Here is a 23085-nt window from a genome sequence, read left to right as displayed (position 1 = left end):
CTCTTTCCAGCTAGGGTTGAGGACATGTCAGCTCCGCATCGCCTCATCATTTTGAGACACTCCAAATCTTCCTGGTCCACTGGATTGCCTGATCACAAGCGCCCACTGAATAAACGTGGACTCCGCGATGGTGTGGTAGCCGGCCAATGGTTGGCTGCCAATATTGGAGAAGTCGACCATGTGCTGTGTTCAGATGCCACCCGCACCCAACTGACATGGGAACAAGTTCAATTAGGTGGAGCCACCACTAAGGGTGCAAGTTTTCACAACGATATCTATGAAAATGAAGTTTCTGAATTTGAGCACCTCATCACCGCTCTTCCCGAAGCGGTGGGCACAGCCTTATTAATAGGACACTGGCCAGGTGTGGAGGAACTAGCTCATCATTTTGGTATTCGCGATACTCACCCAGGCTGGGAAAACATGGAAGAAAAGTTTCCCACCAGCGCCATTGCAGTATTGGAATTTACTACGCCATGGTCCGCGCTGGCAGAAAACTCCGCCACCCTGAAAGATTTTATTATTCCTCGGGGTTAAGCAGTTCCTTTGATATGCACAAGCTGAATCAGGTTGCCCACGGTGTCATCCAAAATTGCAATCACTGAAGGGCCAACATCGGTTGGCTCCAACGTAAACTTCACACCTGCAGCTGTGAGTCGATCGTATTCTTCCTGCACATCATCAACATAAAACTGCGTTGCTGGAATCCCATCCTTTTTGATTCCCGCTTGGTAGCTCGTTGCAGCTGGATGTTGGTTTGGTTCCAACAAAAGCTGCACTCCATCTGGATTGTCAGGATCCACCACAGTCAGCCAACGGTACTCCCCGGCCTCCACATCGTTTTTCAATGTGAAGCCGAGCTTCGTGGTGTAAAAATCCAATGCTTTGGCTTGGTCATCAACAAATACGCTAGTGATTTCAATTCTCATGGCTGCCAGGATAGTTCCGCGGGCGTGATCGTGCAGAGACGCAGGGTGAGGTTTCAGGATGCGGTTTTATCGTCGCCAGGTGGTTGGATCGCCTGCAGTATGCTCTGGATCCAATCCCCACGCCTGTGCAATAAGTTCCATAGAATGGTTACTGCTCTGCGTGGTGGGTCCCTTCACCAAAAGCATCAGCTCATCTGCATGGGCTTTTTCAGCAAAACTCTGCAAATAATCAGCGACCTGCTCACCAGTACCCACACCGTAATAATCAAGCATCGATGCATACTGCGCACCGGCAGCAGATGACAATAGCTGTTCCACCTCGCCATCACTTGTCACACGTCCATTGAAGTGCATAGCAGTGACATGTTGGCGCACCATCTGCTCATGAATCCGATGTGCCTCCTCCTCTGTATCCGCAGCAGTCACATTAAGAGCTGCAATGACATAAGGCTCAGACATCACTTCAGAAGGCTCAAAGTTATCCCGGTACACCTTTACTGCTTGTTCCAGCATCGGAGGAAATAAATGTGAGGCAAATGAATACGGCAACCCCAACTTCGCGGAAAGCTGTGCACCATAAAGTGAAGAACCAAGCACATAAAGCGGGACTTGAGTGCCTCGACCAGGAATAGCCTGAACATCTGGCACTAAAGACTCCCCCTTGAGGTAGTGCATAAGTTCAATAATGTCTGAGGGAAAATTCTCCGCTGCATTCATTGGTCGCCGCAAGGCCCGAGCCAAAGTCGTGCGATCAGTACCCGGAGCACGACCAAGCCCCAGATCAATACGGCCGGGATACATCTCTTCTAATGTGCCGAACTGTTCAGCAACAATATACGGAGAATGGTTCGGCAACATCACGCCACCTGCACCAAGCCGAATCTTCGATGTTTGAGCCGCAACGTGAGCAATAACGAGCGCTGGAACTGCAGAAGCAATAGATGTCGAGTTGTGATGCTCGGAGTACCACACCCGAGAAAAGCCCAGCTGCTCAGCTTTTTGTGCCATAGCAACAGAACGACGAAACGCATCAGCAGGGCGCTCACCATCAAAAAATGCAGAGAAATCAACAATAGACAAAGGAATACGCGATGACACTACGACCCTGTTCTTTCCAGATAGACATTGAAAATGAGATAAAATAGCCAGCACCAATCTCACCGGTGAGGCCAGGCTCGGGCTGGGAAATGCTGCAACGGATGTGCGCTAGCCCTTCAACTGAGTTGGTCAGTGGTGTTTCAAAAATGCACTGTCTCCTAGTCTCGTTGAGGTTCATCGACTAACGTGAGTGGCACTTATGACTACCTTCGATGAAAAAGAGACAAGTACGACGATCGCGGTTCATGCTTTTAACACAATCCAGATGTTTCACCTCTCCGTTCCCTTAATAGTGTTCTCCGAGGTGGAACATGTCGGGGCAACGCAAGACTGGACTACCCAGGTGTGGTCTCTAGATGGGCAGCCGGTACGCACCGCCGAAGGCGTGACCCTAAGTGATATTTATGGCCCAGAGATTCTTGATGATGCCGACATTCTCATCTTCCCCGCATGGCCAGCCAATCTTCCTGCTGTGGATCCAGAACTCACACGCATCATCGAACGCGCACACGCACGCGGGGCTGTGATTATCGGTTTGTGTCTGGGAGCATTTCCAGTGGCAGCCAGCGGTATTGTTGATAATCGGTCGATAGTTACCCACTGGGCAGCAGCTGATCAATTAGCCCAGGACTACCCGCAGGTGCAGGTCCAACCCCACGCTTTATACATCGACCATGGTGATGTACTGACGTCCGCAGGAACCGCCTCAGGGCTGGATGCGTGTTTGCATCTCGTGCGAGAGCGTCTGGGATCGCGCACAGCAACCACAGTGGCTCGCCAGCTTGTCATCGCACCCCACAGAGAAGGTGATCAAGCGCAATATATTGCACGGCCTTTGCGCAGCGAACCAGTCCCAGGACCGGTGAACGCAGTGATCGACTCACTGCTAGAACACCTCGATCGCCCCACGACAGTGGAGATGATGGCGCAGCAAGCCCATATGAGCCAACGTAACTTCACCAGGGTATTCACCGAAATCACCGGCACTACGCCAGGTAAATGGCTGACCCAGAACCGATTAAATCACGCGAGAACCTTGTTGGAAAGCACTCAGGATTCAATTACAGATATCGCTCGTGCGTGTGGGTTCGCCAGTCCCGTCACGTTCCGCCAAAATTTCGTGGCTGCTTTTTCTACAACACCAAGTTCCTACAGGCAGCGCTTCCATGAGCAGTAGGAAACCCATACCGAAAAATAAAACCTCTCACCGTGTTTGTGTAACACGGTGAGAGGTTTCTTCTGAATGGAGGACAATGGGCTCATTGCTCATCCAATACGCTAGCAAGAATCGCGACACCAACCAGAAGCTATAGCTGCTCAATCCCTTGAGCGTTATTTGACATAATTGCATGTATATCGCGGAGATGAAACCCCACATAACAAAGGTTATAAACCTGTTACGACTTTGCAATGAAACCGTGTTAATCGATGAAAACAAAGACGATTCCGGCAGCCCCAAATGCCAAAAGAGTCAATGTTAAAGAAACAACCCCAACAACATTAGGTGAGATTTTATTAGAAGCAAGTCCAGCGGCTTGGTGCTCATAACGAACACGTTGAGTAAACAGGATGAAAATAGCCATGCCGCTCAAGATCACCACTGGTAGCAGGGCAAAAATCCCATAGTAATTTGTCCACCTCAGCAAAATTGCCGAGCACACCGCCAAAGACACCGTCGTCCGATTCCAGGCCAGCACTGTGCGCTCGGGCTGTAAACCTGGATCTTCATGAATACGCATGGTTATTGGATGACAATCAGCACCATGACAGCTGCTGAAGCCACCAATGCTGCGATGGAAAGAAACGGAATAATCGCAGGCACTGGCAGTGGCTTTTGCTCACGCATGGCGCGTTCCACATTCATCCAGCGCACAGCAGCTCCGGCGGCAATAATCATTCCAACCGCGATGATAAATACCGCAATTGTGGTGCGGACGGTATCGGATAAGCCACTGATCTGAAATGCCTCAAAAGCGATGCCGCCAGCCAAAAAAGCCAGTGACGTGCGGGTCCAAGCGAGGAATGTTCGCTCATTGGCCAAGGTGAAACGTGGATCTGGTTCCTCACCATCGGGGAATACCCGGCGCGCAAACCAACCTCGTTTGTTCACAAGAATCTCCCTATCCTGAAATAGCCCCTCAAACAGTTCTCCAGGATAGTCCGCACGTCATGAGATTGTTAGGACAGGTAGTCTTCTGCTTTGAGAACGCCCCCGGAGGCAGTGAACTCGAGGGTGGCGTCGATAAGCATTTTCGGATCTGCAAGCGCGTCGGCGGCGACCTGGGCGAGCCCGATGGCGGCGTCGACAGCTGCATCGACGGCTTCTTCGGTCCGTGCGTAGGCGGCAAATTCTCTGGTGTGGAGCGCGACGTTTTCCGGCGAGATTTTCACCATCGGGTGGATGCCGGGCACCAGGTGCGAGACATTGCCGAAATCGGTTGACGCGGCCAGTGTGTCCGGCAAAACGCCTTCCGCCAACGCCGTTCTACCACGTAGATTCTGCGTTTTTGCCCAGCGCTGCGCCAGCGTGTGGTTGTTGCGCACCGGCAAGCTCGCCGGGTGCACATCCCACTGCTTTTCGACGCCCACCCCCGCCATCAGGGCCGCCCCATCGAGTACATCATCGACGCGCGCAGACAGCTCTTTTAGCGCCTCGGGCAGCAAAGACCGCACATATAACGACATGGTGGCAGTATCAGGAATGATGCTTGGCCGGTTGCCGCCCTCCGTAATAATCGCGTGGAGACGATCACTCGGCGGCATCTGCTGACGCAAAACGCCACACCCCTGATAGGCCAAACTCGCAGCATCTAATGCATTTTTACCCATGAACGGCTGTGAAGAGGCATGCGCCGAAACGCCATGGAAGGTTGCCGTCATGGTGCGCCTGCCTACCCAAACATGTTCCGCCAAATCAAAACCAAAAGGATGCATCATGATGGACGCATCAACGCCATCAAAAGCACCCTGCCGAATCATGTATTCCTTGCCGGAATGCCCCTCTTCGGCAGGAGTTCCCAGCAGCACAATTCGGCCTTCAAAATCAAGGTGATCCACGCCTTTCACTGCAGCCATCTTGATGGTGTTGGCCACTGCCAAAAATGCGCCCACTCCAGCAGCAGCAATAATATTGTGCCCACATGCATGCCCAATGTCTGGAAGTGCATCATATTCTGCCAAAATAGCGATGCTTGGATGCTGCTCCGGATCAAAACCAGGCGTTTCAAAACTGGTTTCCAGGGCGGTTGCTACGCCATAAACGCCCTGTTGCACGTCAAACCCATGGGTTTGAAGAAGTTGTGTAATTTCCGCGCAGGCGAAAACTTCCTCGAAAGCCTCTTCCGGGTGCTCATGCAAGGTGAAAGCCAGTGAGCGCAGTTCATCTCGCAGGGATTCCCCTGTTTCCTGGATCAGTCTCCAAATCACCTGCTGCCCCGGGTAATCAGGACTCGCATTTTCCGTGCTGGCATGAGCTTCCGCCTCAGCTTTTCGATGCGCAATACCTTGTTCCATATAGTCCAAATAGACAGTAGATGGAGTTTGCGGAAGAAAATTATTATCAGTACTCATGAAAACTTATCCTTCGAGGAAGATTGCAGAGCCAGGTCCAAGCGGCAAATCGGCATAGAACCAAATTGCCAACAATGTAGCCCAGGCTAGCCAGAACGGGATCACAAATGGGATAAGCCGCGACATCAACGTACCCAAACCAGCATTCGGCTCATACCTACGCAGCAATCCCAAGATCACAATCATGTACGGATTCAGCGGAGTAATCACCTGCGTTGCAGAATCACCCACACGGAACGCCGCCTGAATAAACGATGGCTCATACCCAAGAAGCGCAAACATTGGAACAAACACCGCAGCCATCAACGTCCACATCGCAGAACCAGAAATGATCAGCAGATTAAGACATGACGCCAACATGATGAACGCAATAATCGCAGGGAAACCAGTCAGTCCAATAGCTTCCAAACTAGCTGCGCCCTGAACCGCAGTCCACGTACCGATACCTGTCCAATTAAACAAAGCCACAAACTGACCCAAAATGAACGCGAGCACCAAGAAACCGATCATGTCCTTGATGGATTCGCCCATCATGTTCACGACATCATCCATCTTCTTGATCGTGCCCACCACCATGCCATAGGCCAAGCCCATCACCATGAAAAACAGGAAGACAATAAACACCACAGAGCTCAATAGCGGTGAAGTTGGCAGGAACCCACCCTCTTCATTACGCCACGGAGATCCCGGAATAAGCACCACCACGAGCACAATTGCTGCTGTTGCCAACGTGGTCCACATCGACATTGTCAGCGCACGATTTTCCTGAGCAGTCAGGGTTGCAGAGATTTCCTCTTCTTCGTGTGCAGAAGCGTTCTGGTCTGCTTGACTTTTCTGGGTGGAATTTGCTGAGCTCAACGCGTATTCCGTAGCAATATTTTGACGCCACATGCGCGGTTCCAGCACCTTATCAATAAGGAAACCACACAACAGACCCAACACAATTGACGAGGCAATATTGAAATAATAATTAGAGACAGGATTGACTTCCGTGGTGGTAATACCTGGCAATGTTTCCATCACCGCATTGGTAATGCCCGCAAAAAGTGCATCCAAACTAGTTGGCACAAGAGCTGTGGAATAACCCGCGCCCACTGCTGCAAAAGAACCTAAAAGACCCGCGACAGGATGCCTACCAGCAGCTTTAAACACCATGGCGGCAAGAGGCGGAACCACCACAAAAGCAGCATCCGCCATGATCGATGCAGTTACACCAATCACACCGACCGCATAAGGCAGCACAATCTTCTTCGCCGAACCGAAAAGCTTACGGATCAGCGCCGCCAACATACCGGAACGCTCAGCTACACCTACCGCCAACAAAATCGGCAGCACGGTAAGTAAAGGTGGGAACCCAATGTAGTTAGCGCCAAGATTTGTAGTGAACCAGGTCAGGCCTTCACCGGTGAAAAGTCCTTTAACAAAAAGCTTCTCATCAGAGCCTGGAACAATCACGGAGACATTCATCCACGCCATAATCGACGAAGCCAATGCCGTTAAAAGGAAAAGGATCAAGAAAAGCGTAAATGGTGTGGGCAACTTGTTTCCAAGCCTCTCCACACCATTGAGAAATTTATCGCCCCATTTACCGACCGCACTGGTCGGCGCAGCATCCGGCTGGTTTCTTTCTGAGGTTTGTGAGGTTGTTGCGCTCATATCTCAGACCTTTGCAATCATGCGGAAAATCTCGGTCCAATTTTCCGGCGATGCACGCCAGACTAAATAACTCTTCACATAAATAGCAGCGATTCAGCCAACCGTAACCCAAATGTTATGACCTACATCACTTGCGCAGGGGAAATCTTAAGCAAAAGGCTCGGAAACCTTATCCAAACGGGCAATCTGTTCAGCACTCAAGCCGAGATCCTTCACAGCCATCAAATCAGCCAACTGCTCAACCTTAGAGACAGAAGCAATCGGTGCCGTCACACCATGCGCTATCAGCCACGCAAGGGCCACTGTAGTTGGCGCAGCACCCAACTCATCAGCCACCGCCTGCAATTCTGTAACCACAGCAAAAGCCTCATCAGTGGCATATCGCTCGAGCTGCCCAACACGAGCCTTGCCTGCGATGTCCCCCTTAGAGGTGTACTTGCCAGTCAATAGACCAGCAGCAAGAGCGAAATAAGGGAACACTGCAACATCATGCTTTTCAACAAGCGGCTGCACCTTTTCCTCATAATCCTTACGCGCCACCAAATTATAATGAGGCTGCAATGCCACCGGCTGAGCTGAAGTGCCCGCAGATTTTTCAAAGAACTCAGCTAAGCGCTCAGGAGTGTAATTAGACAACGCAAGATGCTTAATCTTGCCCTGCGCAATTAGATCCTGAGCAATGATTATCTGCTCTTCAATGCTGACTGTTTCATCGTCATAGTGGTAGTAAAAAATATCAATGGACTCCACGCCCAAACGCTCAAGGGAACCCTCCACTGCCCTAAAAGTTGCCTCACGAGAACGTCCAGCCACAGCTTCCAATGCACCAGACTTGGTCGCGATGATCAGCTTGTCCGCACCACGTTCTTTAATCCAGGCACCAAGTGCACGCTCTGATTCTCCACCTTCATTTCCCGGAACCCAGGAAGAGTATGAATCAGCAGTATCCACAAAGTTGCCACCGGCCGCTACGAAAGCATCCAAAACAGCAAAAGTTTCCTCTCGGTCAGAGGTCCAACCAAAGGTGTTTCCACCAAGGTTTAGTGGGAAAACATCAAATTCAGTGCCTTTAATGACAGCCATGCCATGCTCCATTTCTTAAGCTCAATAACTTCTGTCACCGAGCTTAGGAGCCTTGCTTAAGAATTTCAGAATAAAAGTCTCAAGGTAGCAAAAGCTATATGTTGATCGTTTAAACATATCAAGCAAACGTGTCGATTTTAAGGCAGCAAATCGACATATGACCTTTTAGCTAGAGCTATTTGAAACATGGCACGAGGATCCACCCCACCGACTTAGAGCAGATGCAAATCTTCGTTCGATTTCGAATATTTTTGCGAAAATGTGGCAGATCCTTGCACCGGAATCTCACAAGATTCACAGCTGCCCCAATCGCCCCAAATCCCCTCGAGGACCCCAGCCTAAGCCCCAGGGTCCATCGGGGAAATTGAAGCCCTTACATTGACACCACGTCACGCATTAAAAAACAGCACTAACGCTTGAGTTCCTCTGCCAATTCATGGAAAGCAGAAACGGGATTACCAAAGCGGTGCAGCGTCATGGAAATAGCTTGTTCCTTGAGCCAATAGCGCAGTTCCACTCGGCCGGATGAGGTCACTGCATCATCAAGCAGTGCCACTTCTGGTCGGACAGCGAGGCGTTCGCGCAGAGTATCGCTCACTTTGCCCAGGTAGCGGACACGCACGCTGGCGTTGTCATCGTATTCTCCGCGCAGCAGATTGGAGATAAATACCGATTCATCCACTGTTTCTGCGCTCACGCCAGCTGCCACAAGTATTTCCCGAACCTGTTCAGAAATGCCAGGGCTTTGGAGTACACGCAGGTCAGAACCTGCACGGCGGGCTGCGAGGAGAACTCGGGCAACATCGCGGGCAGATGCTGCATCATCTAGCCTTAAGACAACGTGCGCTGGTCGGTAGCGGAAAATATTGGCTTCCACATCAAGGCCTGAAAGGTCGCGCGGAGTGCCAAATTCTTCTGACCAGGCCAACTCATCACTGGCGTTGGCTTTTTCGATCCATTCGAGGTCTTCGCCAGGCAGATCAAGGCTACTGATCAGGGAGTGCGCTTTGCGTGGAGCATGCAAACTTGGCGCATCAGCCCATGTTCCCATCAGCATGACGTAGTTGGGGCCGCCAGCTTTAGAGCCCAAACCTACGGAGGATTTCTTCCAGCCTCCGAAGGATTGTCGTTGCACGATTGCGCCGGTGATACCGCGGTTGACGTAGGCATTTCCCACATCAACGCGGTCCAGCCAGGTGCGGGTTTCATCCACATCCAGGGACTGCAGGCCACCAGTGAGGCCGAAATCATTGCCGTTTTGGAACTCAATTGCTTCCTCTAGATCGGCGGCCTTCATGAGTCCTAAAACTGGGCCGAATACTTCTGTGAGGTGGAAGAACGTACCAGGTTTCACGCCTTCTTTAATTCCTGGTGACCACAGTCGGCCGGAATCATCGAGCTGGCGAGGCTTCAGCAACCAACTTTCTCCTTCTTCCAAGGTCGTCAGCGCGTGCTGCAACTTATCGCTGGGCAGCTCAGTGAGTGGGCCAACTGTGGCAGAAGGGTTGGTCGGCCAATCCACAATCAGGGAGGATGCTGCATCTAGCAGCTGTTTCCGGAAGCGCTCTGAATCATAAACACTGCCAACCAAAATACCCAGTGAGGCTGCAGAACATTTCTGTCCGGCGTGGCCAAATGCGGATTTCACCAAATCTGCCACAGCGAGGTCGCGGTCCGCGGAAGGGGTGATCACAATGGCATTTTTTCCAGAGGTTTCGGCGTTGATTTCCACTTCAGGACGCCAGGAGGAAAACATTGCGGCGGTTTCGGAGGAGCCGGTCAAAATCACGCGGTCTACGTGTTCGTTGCTGATCAAAGCTCGGCCGGCGTCGCGGTCAGCTGGGTAAACGCAATGCAGGACTTCACGTGGCACGCCGGCATCCCACAAAGCCTCCACGACTGCAGCGGAACACTGCTGGCTGGGCTTCGATGGTTTATGGATCACACCGGCACCCGCCGCAAGTGCTGCAAAGGTGGAACCGGCCGGAATGGCGATCGGAAAATTCCATGGCGGGGTGACCACAACAACGCGATCTGGGGTGAACTCAGCATTGTCTACATCGCCCAAGTCCAAGGCAAGCTGCGCATAATAACGCGCGAAATCGATGGCCTCAGAAATCTCTGGGTCGGTCTGCTCGACGGATTTACCCACCTCGGCCGCAGCCACGGAAACTAAATGCCCACGTCTAACGGCCAAAAGTTCGGCCGTCTTATACAAAATACGAGCGCGTTCTTCGGCTGGGCGTGCTGCCCACGCCTGCGCAGCTGCCCGCACATCACCAATAAGCTTCTCGACGTCTCCCCCATCCAACACTGTCGGCTTCGTTTGTTTATCCAACCAACCATCTTCTGCTGCGGTTGCAAGGGCATCGGTTGCCCACTGTTGGTTTTGGATAAGCGCTGGGTTGGTGTCGGGTTCGTTGTAAAAAGGAACGAGAGGGGCGTCGATAAGCGTCTCTGTGCTGCGGTCTTGTGCGTGGTTGGGGCCGGGCGCGGGCGCATCGATGAGCGTGGCCAGATCATTAATGGAGGCGCGGAAGCGGCTCTCCTCTCGCTTGAACGCCGGATTATCCACATCCAGGTCGAAGATCGCGGACATGAAATTCTCGCTCGCGCCGTTTTCCTCCAGGCGACGCACCAGGTAGGAAATAGCCACATCAAATTCCTGTGGACTCACAGCTGGCACATAAAGCAGCAGGTCACCGACATCTTGGCTTACTGCGCGCGCCTGATCAGAGGCCATGCCCTGGAGCATTTCGAACTCCACACGATCCGCCACACCACGTTCCACAGAAAGCAGATGCGCAAACGCAATATCGAAAAGGTTGTGGCCCGCTACTCCCAACCGCAGGCCCTCCATGTTTTCCTTGCGCATCGTCCAATACAACACGCGCTTGTAGTTAGCATCAGTCGCCTGCTTGGACGGCTCCGTTGCCACTGGCCAGCCGGTGATCTGCGCGTGCACATGCTCCATCGGCAAATTAGCACCCTTGACCAGGCGAACCTTGATTCCAGCACCACCATTGGCTGTGCGCTTACGACCAAATTCCGCCAAGTCCTGGATCGCACCCAACGCATCCGGAAGATACGCCTGCAGCACAATGCCAGCCTCAAAATCAGCCAACTCCGGCTTGGACAGCAGGCGTTTGAACACCTCCATGGTCAGACGCAGATCGCGGTACTCTTCCATATCCAAATTGATAAATTTAGTACCTTTGGGAGCCTGCGCAGCCTCTGTATATAAAGGTGTCAGTTGCTCAACCACATATTCAACAGTGTCCTCAAAACCCCACATCGAAATCTGCGAAGACACCGAAGACACCTTGATCGACACATATTCCACATCCGGACGGCGCAACAACCGCACCGTATCCTCCAAATGCTTGGCTGCTTCCTTTCTACCCAACACCGCTTCGCCCAATAAATTGATATTCAGACGATGCCCATCTGACTGAATATCAGCGACAGCCTTTCCAAACTGCTTGTCACGGGCGTCGACAATCATATGGCCCACCATCTGCCGAATTCTGGCCCGCGCCGCTGGGACCACTACTTTCGGCAACGCCCGCCCCACCAGAGAACCTGCCTGAATCTGCGCACGATCCAAAAAAGACATCGTGGCCGGAGCTATCTTCCCAAGCTCATGCAAAGCATGCGCCGCTGCTTCTGCATCTTCCGTGCGCACCACCCGATCTACGAAACCAACCGTGAAATCCAACCCATTCGGATCCTGCAAAACCGCAGCTAGACGCTTCGCATCAGCATTAGGAACGCTTTCCTTCTTGCTGTATTCCAACCAAGCGCGCACCTTCGATACAGCTTGATCAGACAAAGTAGCCAACTCAACAGGCAAATTCATCGATGTCACGGCGGGGTTCTCCTTCAAGAATCAACGGTGTAGCACCTTCACGCCTCTAAGGTGTGATGCGTTCAGGATTAGATTTTCAAATGTGACCCCCAACATAATCCTTGTCATGGATTTTTGACACACCCTCCCCAAATACGCCCCTGAAGAACCGCAAAAGTGCAGCGCACACGTACGCCCCCAAAAACTTCTAGCACCCCCGGTTTTGAGGGCTCAAAGAAACTCTCATCTTCATTTCATACTCGCCATCTAGGCTCAAAACCATGAAGAACATCAAGCTTGTTATCGCACTCCTTGCTACTCCTCTCATTCTCACAGGTTGCGGCTCCACCACTGATTCTGAAACTGCCACTCCCAGCACAGCTGAAACAGTAAGCGAGGCAACCTCAACCACTTCTGCGGATGCATCCACATCCAGCGCAGTTGATGGTGACGATCCAGTTTTCGACATCATCGATGTAGTCCTCGCTGAATACCCCGATGGCATCATCACGTCCATTGATCGCGAAGATTCAGTAGACCGCTACGACGTTGATGTTGTTAGTGGCGAAGAAATCATTGAATTGGAAGTCACCCCAGACGGCCAAATTCATATCGATGAGCGCGAAGGCGATGATGACGATATCCGCGAAGCCCGCACCGCCACCATCACCGCAGCTCAGGCCATTGGCCTCGCATTAGATCAGCATCCTGAAGGCGTTCTAGATTCTGCGGAACTCAATGAAGATGATGGTCTTCTCGAATGGGAAATTGAATTGGATAACGCGTCCCGTCATGACCTCACTGAACTCAATATCCCAGCTAACTAAAACTTCATGCGCCCGTTTAAGGCCTCGAGTTTTTAGAATAAGCATGTGGGGCCTGGGACAGAGTCTCAGAGGCGCTTAAAAGCGAATCTGAGAGGGCACTTTTTCAGAGCTTCGGGAGTAATTTTTAGCCACACCAGACAGGGCGACCAAGAATGGTGACTTGGTGGTGTCTTTTGGTCGCCTGGGACGGTTTGAGGTTTAGGTACCCAGACACAGCGACCGAAACTCCCCAAAACACCGTTCCTTTGGTCGCCCTGTCTGGTTTTTACTAGCCTGAGATCTGGCCCCAATCAAGCTCTTAACGGAACGGAACCTCACCCAAAGTCCTGCGCAATTTGCGGGTACGCAACCGTTCCGGATCCACAGCCAAGTATTCCATCGCCCGGACGGCACACATTACGTGGGCTTCCTTGGAGTTGGAGTAAAAAGCTTGTGCTTGAGCTGGAAGTTTCGGCACGGCATGCAGTGGAAGATCCGATACGCTCAGCAAAGTTCCGTATGGAATGCGGTAGCGGTAGCCGTTGGTCGCCAACGTGGAGGATTCCATATCGACTGCCGCTGCGGTGGAACCTTTCAGCCAATTCCACAGGTCTTGCGGGGTGTGCCATTCCCAGTTTCGATCATCGGTGGATAACACAGTGCCGGTACGCATGAGGTCATTGTCTGATCCATAGATTTCATCGACGCTAGCTTCAAGTGCTTTTTGGATTTCTGGAATCGCTGGGATGGGGTTGCCGAGTGAGATTCTTTTATCCAAAATATGGTCTTCACGCTGGTAGGCGTTGCCCAAAATGAGGTCGCCGATGCGCATACGAGCATCCATGCCAGCGCAGTGTCCGATCATGACCCATGCTTCAGGCCGGAGCACGGCGAGGCAATCGGTGATGGTTTTGGCATTGGACGGTCCCACACCGATGTTGATGATGGTGAGGCCATCGCCTGTTTCAGTGATGAGATCATAGCGTGGCATTTGGAAACGGCTGGCTAAATCAAGTGTTTCCGCCCCCATCGACAAGGCCGCCTCTCGGTCAATGACCTGGCCGTTTGGCAAGGAAAGACCAGAATAGCGGGAGTTTTCGGAGGTGAGTTCGGACATGGCAAAGTGCACGAACTCTGTGGTGTGCATGGCGTAGTTGGTGAACAGAATGTATTTCTGAACATGTTCTACGTTGATGCCGGTGTAGTGCTCAATGCGGGCGGATGCGATATCGAAACGCTGCGGCCCAAAGTGGAAAAGTGGAAGTTCAGGACCATTGAAGGCATTCCAATCACCGTCAATAATGGCATCGTGGACTTCATCCAGGGTGGGGCGTGGAATGATATCAGCAATATCTCCTGCACGACGTGCTTCTGTGGCGGAAGGTGCATCTCGGATGTACTCCGGCGGGATGCGGATATCTGACGCGGACACGTAGATTTTGCAAGGATAATTGCTGGTGAGACGCTCTAGTTGTTCGCGGAGGTAGCGTTCCATCACTTGGGGTTTAGAAAGGACGGCGGAATAACGCCCGGCGCGATCAACGTAGCCGAAGGGTTCGGTGCGGTCGATGGGTCTCCATTCCAGCACCTCTACGGTGAGTTTGGGGTAGACCACATCGGAGTATGCGGCGTAGTCCTCATTGTTGAGGGTTTCTTTAGCCAACTTGGTGGATGTGTCATAGATATCAATCAGCTGTGCAATGGCATCATCAATCGTTGTTGCTTCCATGCGCACCACACTATCTTTCCGCAAGCCCTGATGCCCTGTGAATAGAAAACTGTGCTTTCATAGGCATATGCAGGATTCTTCTCGTGATAATTTCCAGGTTGACCTCGGCGGAGTAGTTGATCTTTTAAGCCGCCATATTTATTCGGGTCCCCGGGTATATGTGCGCGAGCTTTTACAAAATGCCGTTGATGCGTGCACTACACGTGCTGAAAAAGGCGAGGAAGGCTATGAGCCAACCATCCGTATCCGGCCTATTACTGGTGAGCGTTCCACGTTTTCGCTGATCGATAATGGTACGGGCCTGACTGAGCAGGAAGCTCGGGAGTTGCTGGCGACGGTGGGTCGGACGTCGAAACGCGATGAATTTGGTTTGCAGCGGGAAGGTCGCCTGGGCCAGTTTGGTATCGGGCTGCTCAGCTGTTTCATGGTTGCGGATGAAATCACCATGATCTCGCATGCGGAAGGCTCACCGGCGGTGCGGTGGATTGGGCATGCGGATGGAACTTTTAAATTAGAAACATTGAGTCCGGACGCAACGGATGTCATCCCCGTAGGCACCACGGTGCATCTGATTCCACGGCCGGATGAGCGTACTTTGCTCATGGAAAATTCTGTCTGCACAATTGCGGAAAGTTATGGCCGTTACCTGCCGATTCCTATTGTTGTGCAGGGTGACAAAAACACCACCATCACCACTTCCCCGGTGTTTGCAAAGGAAACAGATCAGCAACACCGACTAAACACGGGTCGCGCGCGGCTGGGCAAGACTCCTTTCGATGTTATTGATCTCACTGGAACTGGCATTGAAGGTGTGGCATATGTGCTCCCCGATTCGCAGGCACCGCATATGTCGAGGCGACACAGTATTTATGTCAATCGGATGTTGGTGTCTGAAGGGCCATCGTTGGTGCTGCCCAACTGGGCTTTTTTCGTGGAATGTGAAATTAACTCACAAGATTTAGAACCAACTGCCTCGCGTGAAGCATTGATGGATGATGCCGCATTTGCTGCCACGAGGGAGCACATTGGTGAGCGCATTAAGTCATGGCTGCTTAATCTCGCGATGACTAAACCGCACCGCGTGCGGGAATTTACGGCTATTCATGATCTCGCCTTGCGTGAGCTCTGCCTCTCAGATGCTGATTTGGCAGAAACGATGCTGAGTCTGCTTACTTTGGAAACTTCTCGTGGCCGGATCACGATTGGAGAAATCACCACACTGTCCTTGACTGAGGACATCGAATTGCAGCTGGCCACCAGTTTGGATGATTTCAGGCAGCTCACTGCCATTGCACGCAAAGATGTGTTGATCATCAATGGTGGCTATATTCATGACAGCGATTTAGCCCGGCTCATTCCAGTTCATTTCCCTCCGTTGAGTGTTACTACTGCTGACCTGCGGGAATCTATGGATGTGATGGAATTGCCGCCGCTCGCCGATATTGAAAAATCTCGTGCGCTTGATGCGGAAGTTACGGAGTCGTTGAAAGAATTCAATATCAAGGGCGCAACCAGAGTGTTTGATCCTGCGGATGTTCCAGCTGTGGTGATTATTGATTCCAAGGCGCAGGCATCGCGTGATCGCAATGAAACTCAAGGCGCCACCACGGATCGTTGGGCTGATATTTTGGCCACGGTGGATAATTCTTTGAGCCGCCCGACTACCAATATACCTGCAGAGCAGGGTCTTTCAGCGTTGTGTCTGAATTGGAATAATGCTTTGGTCAGGCAGTTGTCTAACACTAATGATCAGGCAGTTGTTTCCCGAACAGTCCGGTTGCTCTACGTGCAGGCGTTGCTGTCCAGCAAGCGTCCGCTGCGTGCGAAGGAGCGTGCATTGCTCAATGATTCTCTCGCAGATCTGGTGTCGCTGTCGTTGTCATCTGATATCTAAAGAAGTCCTCCGCTACTCTCAAATGCATGGATTATCCCTTTGAACAGTCGGCGTCTGCCATTTTAGATCGTGCAGCGGAAATGCCCATGAACGATGAACAGATGGAGGCATTTCTGCATGCACTGAGTGTGGCGCAGGAAACTGAAGATCAAGATACTGAATATCGAGCGCGGCTGTTTTTAGCGACGCTGAGCAATATCAATGAAGATCACACCTCGATGCTCACGCATTTCTCGGCGGCAGTTGGCATGCATGACCGCGATCCGGCGCGTTTCCCCGGTCAGGGCGATAACTCTTATCCTGATCTGTTTTGGCTGTATAAAAATGCCCTGAACTTGATCATCAGTTCGGTGCTTTTTAATAGGCAGCAGATCGACGGCATGCTCGATCAAATGGCGGAGCATTTCACGCGCGCAGGTATCCCGCGCATCGCGATTGATATTGAGCGCCGCGACGACGCCCTCATGAACGGCTCGGTTGAGCGCGCTTTAGAGCTGCAAGAGCTTATCGACGCCTCCCCCCACGATGATCCCTTCCATGACTGCCGCACCTGCCAGCTTGCAGGAAAAGTGGCGCTTGCTTTAGTTACAAATGATTTCGAAGAGGCCCAAAACTTGGTGTATCAGATCATCAATTACGGACCTATCGGATGCGTCATGGAGCCAGAAACCGCTTTGGCTGCGTTTATGTTGCGTGCCTTAAAAAATGGTGATGCTGATTTCGCTCGCTTTGCACAAGAAACCAGTGCGAAGGCCAATCCTGAGTTCCAGTCTCTGAACGCAGTTGGACGCCATTTGGAATTTTTAGGTGTGACGGGAAATCACTCACGAGGCTTAGGCTTGTTCACTCGTTATCAGCACCGGTTGATCAATGATCCTTTAGCAACCCATGGCCATTTCCAGTTCTATCTTGGTGCTCATACGCTGTTGAGCTCCACGCAGCGAGCAGGTTTTGGGGATCTCATTGTGGCGGGTAGTGGCGCGGTGTTTGGCCATGATGAGGATTTAAGCGTCGACAAGCTTAAAGAGCGGTGCCTGGAATTGGCGCGCAACCTGGCACGCGAATATGACGCCCGCAATGGCAACGATAATTTTGCCAAGCGTTTTGAAGCGGCAACGGCGCATGCTTCTTTGGACATTCCATTGGATATCGGCGGCACCAATTTGCTGCTGAAAGCCCAGACGGCAACACCCACTGAGCCGGACAATGCCACGGAAAAATTGGCAAGATTTTTTATCAGCAATGGTCAGGGAGCATATTCTGATTCCCAGCGCTACCTGTTGACTTCAGCAGAACTTGCAGAGCTCCCAGAATCAGACCGCGTGGGCTATGCCCTGGGTCTGCTTGATTACCCAGGAAAGGCCACCGAAGGCCGAGATCTGTTGATCGCGGAACTGCGTCGACAGGATTACCAGGCGGCAGATTTCCTTGCCGCGCAAAGCACCGATGAGCTGAAAAACCCAGATGCTCCTGCATTTCTTACCGAAGCTGAGCTGTTGCACGATGATCTAAAATCCTGGGTGCTGCTCAGCCAAATGGCTCTGGATAGCATCCTGATCAGTGTGGAAGAAGGGGCAAAAGAGCAAGCTCAGGCCATTGCGCGAAGGATTTTTGAAGAAACTCGTGCCCACGCTGATTTTGCGCGGGCCAATTTCCAAGCACAGCTCTTTGAATTCATTGCAACGCTAGCGCTTACTCCTGAAAAATTGGATGTGGAGCGCTACGAGGACCTTCGCGCACAGTGTAATACTGTCCAGCGCGTTGGCCTGGATACTGTTTTTGGTCAGCACGCTGTTTTCCAAGACACTGCCAATGGTCAAGGGATCCTCGATGAAGTATTGGGATTCCTCATTAGTGCTGGCATGCGTGAATCAACTGCTCGTGCTGCCAGTACTTTTAGCGATCTCTACGCGCTGCTTAATTACCAAGAACGCGCTGTGGAAATGGCCAGGCTGGCAGTTGGAGAACTCCATGCTGTCGGATTGCCAAGCCGCACGGAAGAACTAAAATTGGGCATTCATCTCTCTCATATTCAACCAATTGAGGCACGCGAATTGTTGGAGAAATTGCTGCTGCCAAAGTTTGAACAACAGCAAGAGCTAACTCAACTTGAACTAGAAGCGCTGCTGCCGTTGGGTGCCACCATTGCGATCCATGATCCACAAGCAGCAAGTTCTGTGTTGATCAATGCACGTGACAAAGCTGCAGGCTTAGGCAACTACAGCCTTGCAGTTGAAGCCATGGCTTTGATCACCGATATTTTGTACAACCAAGACATGCATGAGCAGCTGTTGGAGGAGCTCAACCAATCCCTCTACTTGGCACAAAAATTGGATGACCAGCATCAAGCCGAGTTGAAACTACTCGATAGCATCGCCATTATTCAGGCAGATCTCGGTTTGACCGAAGCCTTGGAAACCTTGGGCAAATCTAAAGACTTAGCACAAACCACTGGGCAAAAATTGTATGTGCAAGAGTCCTTAAATCGTGCCTATTTCACATTCGAGCGCCTTGAGGATTGTCTCGCCGGATGTACAGAAGCCTCCAGTCTTGCTCAAGACAATGACGATGCTTCCAATGCTGCTGCCCAATTAGAGCAGGGTGCACAGTATGCTTTCCAGCTGGGTTCACCAGAACGTGGTGCAGAAATGTTGGAGAAGGCCTTCGAAGTTCCAGGTATTCCTACTGCTCAGGCACTTTTCTATGCCAATGCCCTCGCCTCTATTTATGAAGATTTCGGCGATTCGGTGAAGGCTCAATATTGGTCTAAAAAAGCAGAAGAATTGGACCACTTGATGGACTAGAGTGGGCACCCATGAGATCAGGCAACGCTGACCGTGTGTTCATGGGTGTTGCCCTCCTGCTTTTCACTGCGGGTTGGGCAGCTAATCATTTTGCCTCTGTGTTGGTGCTGATCCGCGAACAAACAGATATCTCTAGTGTGCTGGTCAACGGTGCATTTGGTATTTATGCGCTAGGTCTTCTCCCCAGTCTGCTTGCTGGGGGTATGCTGGCGGATCGCTTTGGTGCTCGCATGGTGGTTCTTTCCGGTGGTCTCTTATCAGCATTGGGAAATCTCTGGCTCTTGGCATTTCACGATGGCGCTGAGCAACTGCTCATTGGTCGCTTCATCGTTGGCCTTGGTGTGGGTTTGGTGGTGAGTGCCGGGACTGCATGGGCTGGTAGATTGCGCGGTGCTAATGGAGTGACCTTGGCAGGAATTATTTTGACTGCTGGGTTTATGATGGGCCCGATTGTGGCAAGTACGTTGGGGGTCGCGTCGACAAGCATCATTGTGCCGTTTGGCTTAAGCGTGGCCCTGTCGCTGCTGGCTGTGGTGGCAGGCTGGCTGTATGGAGATGCGCGCAGCGGACCCGCACCGACGACACCGAAAGTTGCGGCTGGAGTGGTGGGACAAACACGCAGCATGCGAAAAGCCCTGGCAGTGTCCTTGCCGATGGCGGTGTGGGTGTTTAGTTGCGTGACAACATCTCTGGTGGTGCTGTCCGCGCGCACTGCATCCAACTTTGACAACGCTATTTTACTGCCCGGAATTGCTGCCGCGATTGCCTTCAGCGCAGGCTTATCGGCACAATTTTTAGGCCGCAAATTTGCCTGGGGTCGCGGCACCGGAATAGTCGGCGCGATTTGCGCTTTAGCTGGCTACACGATCGCCGCCCTCGCCGGCGAATCCGTACCTGTGTGGCTCTTTGTCACCTGCTCCATCTTGCTCGGCACAGCATATGGATTGTGCCTGCGCGAAGGCCTCCTCGGCATCGAAACCTATACTCCCATCGAACGCCGCGGCACCGGCATCGGCATTTATTATGTATTCACCTATTTAGGGTTCGGCCTCCCAGTGCTTCTCGACGCCCTCCTCCCGCACGTCGGCGCTTCCCTTCCGCTTTATTTGCTTGCAGCGTTGGCACTTGGCTCGGCTGCCATTCGCAGTGTCCAGATTAAGCGCGGGTATGTGATTTAGGGTTTTAAAGGTTTCTTGCGGCAGTAAACTTTATTGTCAATTTATTGACTATTAATAATGGTTCCAATTAGGTAAAAGGGGAAATTTCACGATTTAAATAGTCAATCCATTGACAAGATTGTGTGATGTGGATAACGTGTTTGGCATCACACGATCTTGGAGGCCTTCATGACTATCGATCTTTCAACAATTCCCAGCACAGTGCACGATGTTTCTGCACCAGCCACAGGAACTTGCCCATTTGGCTTTAGCGCCACCCAAGCTGCAGAAAACTTCGATCCATTTGGCATCGAATACCAACTCAATCCTGGAGAAGCACTCAAGTGGGCACGCGAGAATGCGCCCATCTTCTTCGATGCAAAATTAGGGTATTGGGTAATCACTCGTTATGACGATGTGCAAGAAGTCTTCCGCGATAACGTCACCTTCTCTCCATCTAATGCACTAGAAAAAATCACACCGCTTACTCAAGAAGCTCAAGAGATTCTCAAAGCACACGATTTCAATTTGAATCGCACCTTGGTCAATGAAGATGAACCTCAACATACTGCTCGCCGACGAGCTCTAGCAGGCGCTTTCGATACAAAAGAGCTTGCTCACCACGATGTGATGGTGCGTAAACTTGTTGCAGAACGCATTGAAAAATTTCAACATGACGGCACCATCGACCTCGTCGGAGCGCTTCTTTATGATGTGCCGTTGACCGTCGCATTCCATTTCCTCGGCGTACCTGAGCATGACATGGAGCTGTTGCATAAGTATTCAGTGGCGCACACTGTCTCAACATGGGGACGCCCAAGCGAAGAAGAACAAGCAGAAATTGCTTCATCTGTTGGCAAGTTTTGGCAGCTAGCAGGCGATATCTTAGAAGAGCTACGTACCACACCAGATGCTGAAGGATGGATGCCATTTTCTATCCGGATGCAAAAAGAAATGCCAGAAATAGTCACAGATTCCTACCTTCATTCCATGATGATGGCGGGAATCGTTGCAGCCCATGAAACAACCGCACATTCTGGAGCAAATGCAGTAAAACTCATCCTGGAAACTCCTGGCCTCTGGCAAAAACTTGGAGCGCACCCGGAGCTTATTCCCAACGCCATCGAGGAATGTCTTCGACTTTCAGGTGGTGTTGCAGCATGGCGCCGAGTAACAACCACTGAAACTGACTTAGCCGGAGTGCACTTGCCAAAGGGGGCTAAATTGCTCATGGTTTCTGCAGCAGCCAACCGCGACCCAGAGGTTTTCCCAGACCCAGACATCATCGATCTGTACCGAGATAATTCTGCGCAACACCTCACTTTTGGTTACGGCAGCCATCAATGTCTGGGCAAAAATCTTGCCCGTTTAGAGCTGCAAGTTATCTTGCAAGAACTGACCTCTCGGTTCCCTGATCTCACTCTTGCTGACCAAGAATTTACCTTTGTGGCCAACACCTCCTTCCGTGGCCCCAATCAACTTCTTGTGGAGTGGGATCCCACCGCAGTGCAATCCCCTCCTGCAGATTTTCCAGAGATGGTTTTCAATGGACCAAGCCGAGAACTTCGCACTCGACAGCTCCGCATCGCAACAGCTGACGATTCCATTCCAGGCATCCGCCGTTTAGTTCTAGAAACGACAGATGGCAGCCCACTTCCCAATTGGCATCCCGGAGCACATATTGAAGTTGAAGCAGGAGGAGTAAACCGCCACTATTCCCTGTGTGGAAATGATCCACAAGCATGGGAAATTGCAGTCGCCCTAGAACACAATGGTCGCGGCGGATCCCGGTGGATTCATGAAAATGCCCAGGAAGGAACCACACTCAGTGTCAGAGGACCCCGCAATAATTTCCATGTGAATAAAGAGGCGTCCCATCTCATTCTCATTGCAGGTGGCGTGGGAATTACACCGATGCTCGCGATGGCTGATGACGCCAAAAAACGAGGCATTACCTATGAGCTTCACTATTGCGGCAAAAACCGTGAAACTCTTGCTTATCTCAATCGCATTGAACGTGATCATGGCGATCATTCGAGGTTGCACATCAGTGATGAAGGAACACGTTTAAATATTGATGAGTTCCGCGAGCGCCATGCCCACGGCGTACAGCTTCTTGCTTGCGGCCCTGATCGGTTAACAAGTGCACTATTAAAAGAACTCCCCAACTGGCCAGAAGATTCGATCCGCCATGAAACTTTCACCGCTCTCAACGCACTGGATACCAGCGCAAATGAGGAATTCACTGTAGAGATTAACTCCACGGGAGAAACTCTAACTGTGGCGGCAAACACCACCTTGTTGGAAGCTCTTGAGAGCTCTGGCCACGATGTTTATGCCGATTGTCGGGAAGGTCTCTGCGGAACCTGTGAAGTTGGAGTACTTTCGGGTGATATAGATCACCGAGATCATTTGCTCAGTGAACGAGAGAAAGAGACCGGGGCGAAAATCCTCACCTGTGTGTCCCGAGGCAAAAGCTGCACCAAGCTCATGTTGAACATCTAAGAGAAGA

Annotated in this window: 16 protein-coding genes; 7 read left to right on the top strand and 9 right to left on the bottom strand. The window is 51.6% G+C overall.

The window, feature by feature from the left end:
- Positions 1-24: 24 nt before the first annotated feature.
- Positions 25-537: a SixA phosphatase family protein gene (locus ccrud_RS00605; RefSeq protein WP_066563418.1), complete on the top strand. Its 513-nt coding sequence runs from the start codon at positions 25-27 to the stop codon at positions 535-537.
- Here the strand turns inward: ccrud_RS00605 and ccrud_RS00600 are convergent.
- On the bottom strand, positions 534-929 hold the full coding sequence (locus tag ccrud_RS00600) for a VOC family protein (RefSeq protein WP_066563416.1): 396 nt from the start codon (positions 927-929) through the stop codon (positions 534-536). The two genes, ccrud_RS00605 and ccrud_RS00600, sit on opposite strands and share 4 nt — an antisense overlap.
- Positions 930-995: 66 nt before the next feature.
- A complete protein-coding gene (locus ccrud_RS00595; RefSeq protein WP_066563413.1) occupies positions 996-2027 on the bottom strand; it encodes an LLM class flavin-dependent oxidoreductase in 1032 nt (343 codons plus the stop codon).
- A 199-nt stretch (positions 2028-2226) separates the two neighbouring features.
- Here ccrud_RS00595 and ccrud_RS00590 point away from each other — a divergent pair, with 199 nt between their 5' ends.
- Positions 2227-3204, top strand: a complete 978-nt coding sequence (locus ccrud_RS00590; RefSeq protein ID WP_066563410.1) for a GlxA family transcriptional regulator — start codon at positions 2227-2229, stop codon at positions 3202-3204.
- Between the two features lie 244 nt (positions 3205-3448).
- Here ccrud_RS00590 and ccrud_RS00585 read toward each other — a convergent pair whose 3' ends face one another.
- From ccrud_RS00585 to ccrud_RS00560, 6 genes are all read right to left on the bottom strand, one after another.
- Positions 3449-3766 carry a DUF202 domain-containing protein gene (locus tag ccrud_RS00585; RefSeq protein WP_066563400.1) on the bottom strand — a complete coding sequence of 106 codons (318 nt, stop codon included), beginning with the start codon at positions 3764-3766 and terminating at the stop codon, positions 3449-3451.
- A gap of 2 nt (positions 3767-3768) precedes the next feature.
- Positions 3769-4137, bottom strand: a complete 369-nt coding sequence (locus ccrud_RS00580; RefSeq protein WP_066563398.1) for a YidH family protein — start codon at positions 4135-4137, stop codon at positions 3769-3771.
- Between the two features lie 68 nt (positions 4138-4205).
- Entirely contained in the window at positions 4206-5597 is a 1392-nt protein-coding gene (locus ccrud_RS00575; RefSeq protein WP_066563395.1) for a M20 family metallopeptidase, read from the bottom strand.
- A 6-nt stretch (positions 5598-5603) separates the two neighbouring features.
- The gene (locus ccrud_RS00570) at positions 5604-7253 is read right to left on the bottom strand and encodes an AbgT family transporter (protein ID WP_066563392.1); all 1650 of its coding nucleotides are present in this window, start codon (positions 7251-7253) and stop codon (positions 5604-5606) included.
- Positions 7254-7400: 147 nt separating this feature from the next.
- Complete coding sequence (locus ccrud_RS00565) at positions 7401-8348, bottom strand: aldo/keto reductase (protein WP_066563389.1); 948 nt, start codon at positions 8346-8348, stop codon at positions 7401-7403.
- 397 nt (positions 8349-8745) lie between these two features.
- Positions 8746-12195 (bottom strand): bifunctional proline dehydrogenase/L-glutamate gamma-semialdehyde dehydrogenase, encoded by a 3450-nt coding sequence (locus ccrud_RS00560; RefSeq protein WP_066563383.1) that lies wholly within the window; start codon positions 12193-12195, stop codon positions 8746-8748.
- Positions 12196-12464: 269 nt separating this feature from the next.
- On the opposite strand from ccrud_RS00560, the gene ccrud_RS00555 reads away from it, so the two are divergent.
- A complete protein-coding gene (locus tag ccrud_RS00555; protein WP_066563375.1) occupies positions 12465-13010 on the top strand; it encodes a PepSY domain-containing protein in 546 nt (181 codons plus the stop codon).
- Between the two features lie 298 nt (positions 13011-13308).
- On the opposite strand, the gene amn is transcribed toward ccrud_RS00555, so the two are convergent.
- The gene (gene amn, locus ccrud_RS00550; protein WP_066563372.1) at positions 13309-14718 is read right to left on the bottom strand and encodes an AMP nucleosidase; all 1410 of its coding nucleotides are present in this window, start codon (positions 14716-14718) and stop codon (positions 13309-13311) included.
- A gap of 67 nt (positions 14719-14785) precedes the next feature.
- Between amn and ccrud_RS00545 the strand changes: the two genes are divergently transcribed.
- The 4 genes from ccrud_RS00545 to ccrud_RS00530 all read left to right on the top strand — a co-directional run bounded on the left by ccrud_RS00545 (position 14786) and on the right by ccrud_RS00530 (position 23078).
- Positions 14786-16612, top strand: coding sequence for an HSP90 family protein (locus ccrud_RS00545; RefSeq protein WP_066563369.1), 1827 nt, complete (start codon positions 14786-14788; stop codon positions 16610-16612).
- 26 nt (positions 16613-16638) lie between these two features.
- Positions 16639-19416 carry a hypothetical protein gene (locus ccrud_RS00540; protein ID WP_066563363.1) on the top strand — a complete coding sequence of 926 codons (2778 nt, stop codon included), beginning with the start codon at positions 16639-16641 and terminating at the stop codon, positions 19414-19416.
- Between the two features lie 11 nt (positions 19417-19427).
- Complete coding sequence (locus ccrud_RS00535; RefSeq protein WP_066563362.1) at positions 19428-20594, top strand: MFS transporter; 1167 nt, start codon at positions 19428-19430, stop codon at positions 20592-20594.
- A gap of 168 nt (positions 20595-20762) precedes the next feature.
- Positions 20763-23078, top strand: coding sequence for a cytochrome P450/oxidoreductase (locus tag ccrud_RS00530; protein ID WP_066563359.1), 2316 nt, complete (start codon positions 20763-20765; stop codon positions 23076-23078).
- The last annotated feature ends 7 nt before the right edge of the window (positions 23079-23085 follow it).

Source organism: Corynebacterium crudilactis, from assembly GCF_001643015.1.
Classification (GTDB): domain Bacteria; phylum Actinomycetota; class Actinomycetes; order Mycobacteriales; family Mycobacteriaceae; genus Corynebacterium; species Corynebacterium crudilactis.
This window is presented reverse-complemented; position numbering and strand designations above follow the sequence as displayed.

Excerpts from the sequence above, each read along its gene's own strand:
- ccrud_RS00605 (WP_066563418.1), top strand. The coding sequence starts at position 25 with ATGTCAGCTCCGCATCGCCTCATCATTTTGAGACACTCCAAATCTTCC.
- ccrud_RS00600 (WP_066563416.1), bottom strand. The coding sequence starts at position 929 with ATGAGAATTGAAATCACTAGCGTATTTGTTGATGACCAAGCCAAAGCA.
- ccrud_RS00590 (WP_066563410.1), top strand. The coding sequence starts at position 2,227 with ATGACTACCTTCGATGAAAAAGAGACAAGTACGACGATCGCGGTTCAT.
- ccrud_RS00585 (WP_066563400.1), bottom strand. The coding sequence starts at position 3,766 with ATGCGTATTCATGAAGATCCAGGTTTACAGCCCGAGCGCACAGTGCTG.
- ccrud_RS00575 (WP_066563395.1), bottom strand. The coding sequence starts at position 5,597 with ATGAGTACTGATAATAATTTTCTTCCGCAAACTCCATCTACTGTCTAT.
- ccrud_RS00570 (WP_066563392.1), bottom strand. The coding sequence starts at position 7,253 with ATGAGCGCAACAACCTCACAAACCTCAGAAAGAAACCAGCCGGATGCT.
- ccrud_RS00565 (WP_066563389.1), bottom strand. The coding sequence starts at position 8,348 with ATGGAGCATGGCATGGCTGTCATTAAAGGCACTGAATTTGATGTTTTC.
- ccrud_RS00560 (WP_066563383.1), bottom strand. The coding sequence starts at position 12,195 with ATGAATTTGCCTGTTGAGTTGGCTACTTTGTCTGATCAAGCTGTATCG.
- ccrud_RS00555 (WP_066563375.1), top strand. The coding sequence starts at position 12,465 with ATGAAGAACATCAAGCTTGTTATCGCACTCCTTGCTACTCCTCTCATT.
- amn (WP_066563372.1), bottom strand. The coding sequence starts at position 14,718 with ATGGAAGCAACAACGATTGATGATGCCATTGCACAGCTGATTGATATC.
- ccrud_RS00545 (WP_066563369.1), top strand. The coding sequence starts at position 14,786 with ATGCAGGATTCTTCTCGTGATAATTTCCAGGTTGACCTCGGCGGAGTA.
- ccrud_RS00540 (WP_066563363.1), top strand. The coding sequence starts at position 16,639 with ATGGATTATCCCTTTGAACAGTCGGCGTCTGCCATTTTAGATCGTGCA.
- ccrud_RS00535 (WP_066563362.1), top strand. The coding sequence starts at position 19,428 with ATGAGATCAGGCAACGCTGACCGTGTGTTCATGGGTGTTGCCCTCCTG.
- ccrud_RS00530 (WP_066563359.1), top strand. The coding sequence starts at position 20,763 with ATGACTATCGATCTTTCAACAATTCCCAGCACAGTGCACGATGTTTCT.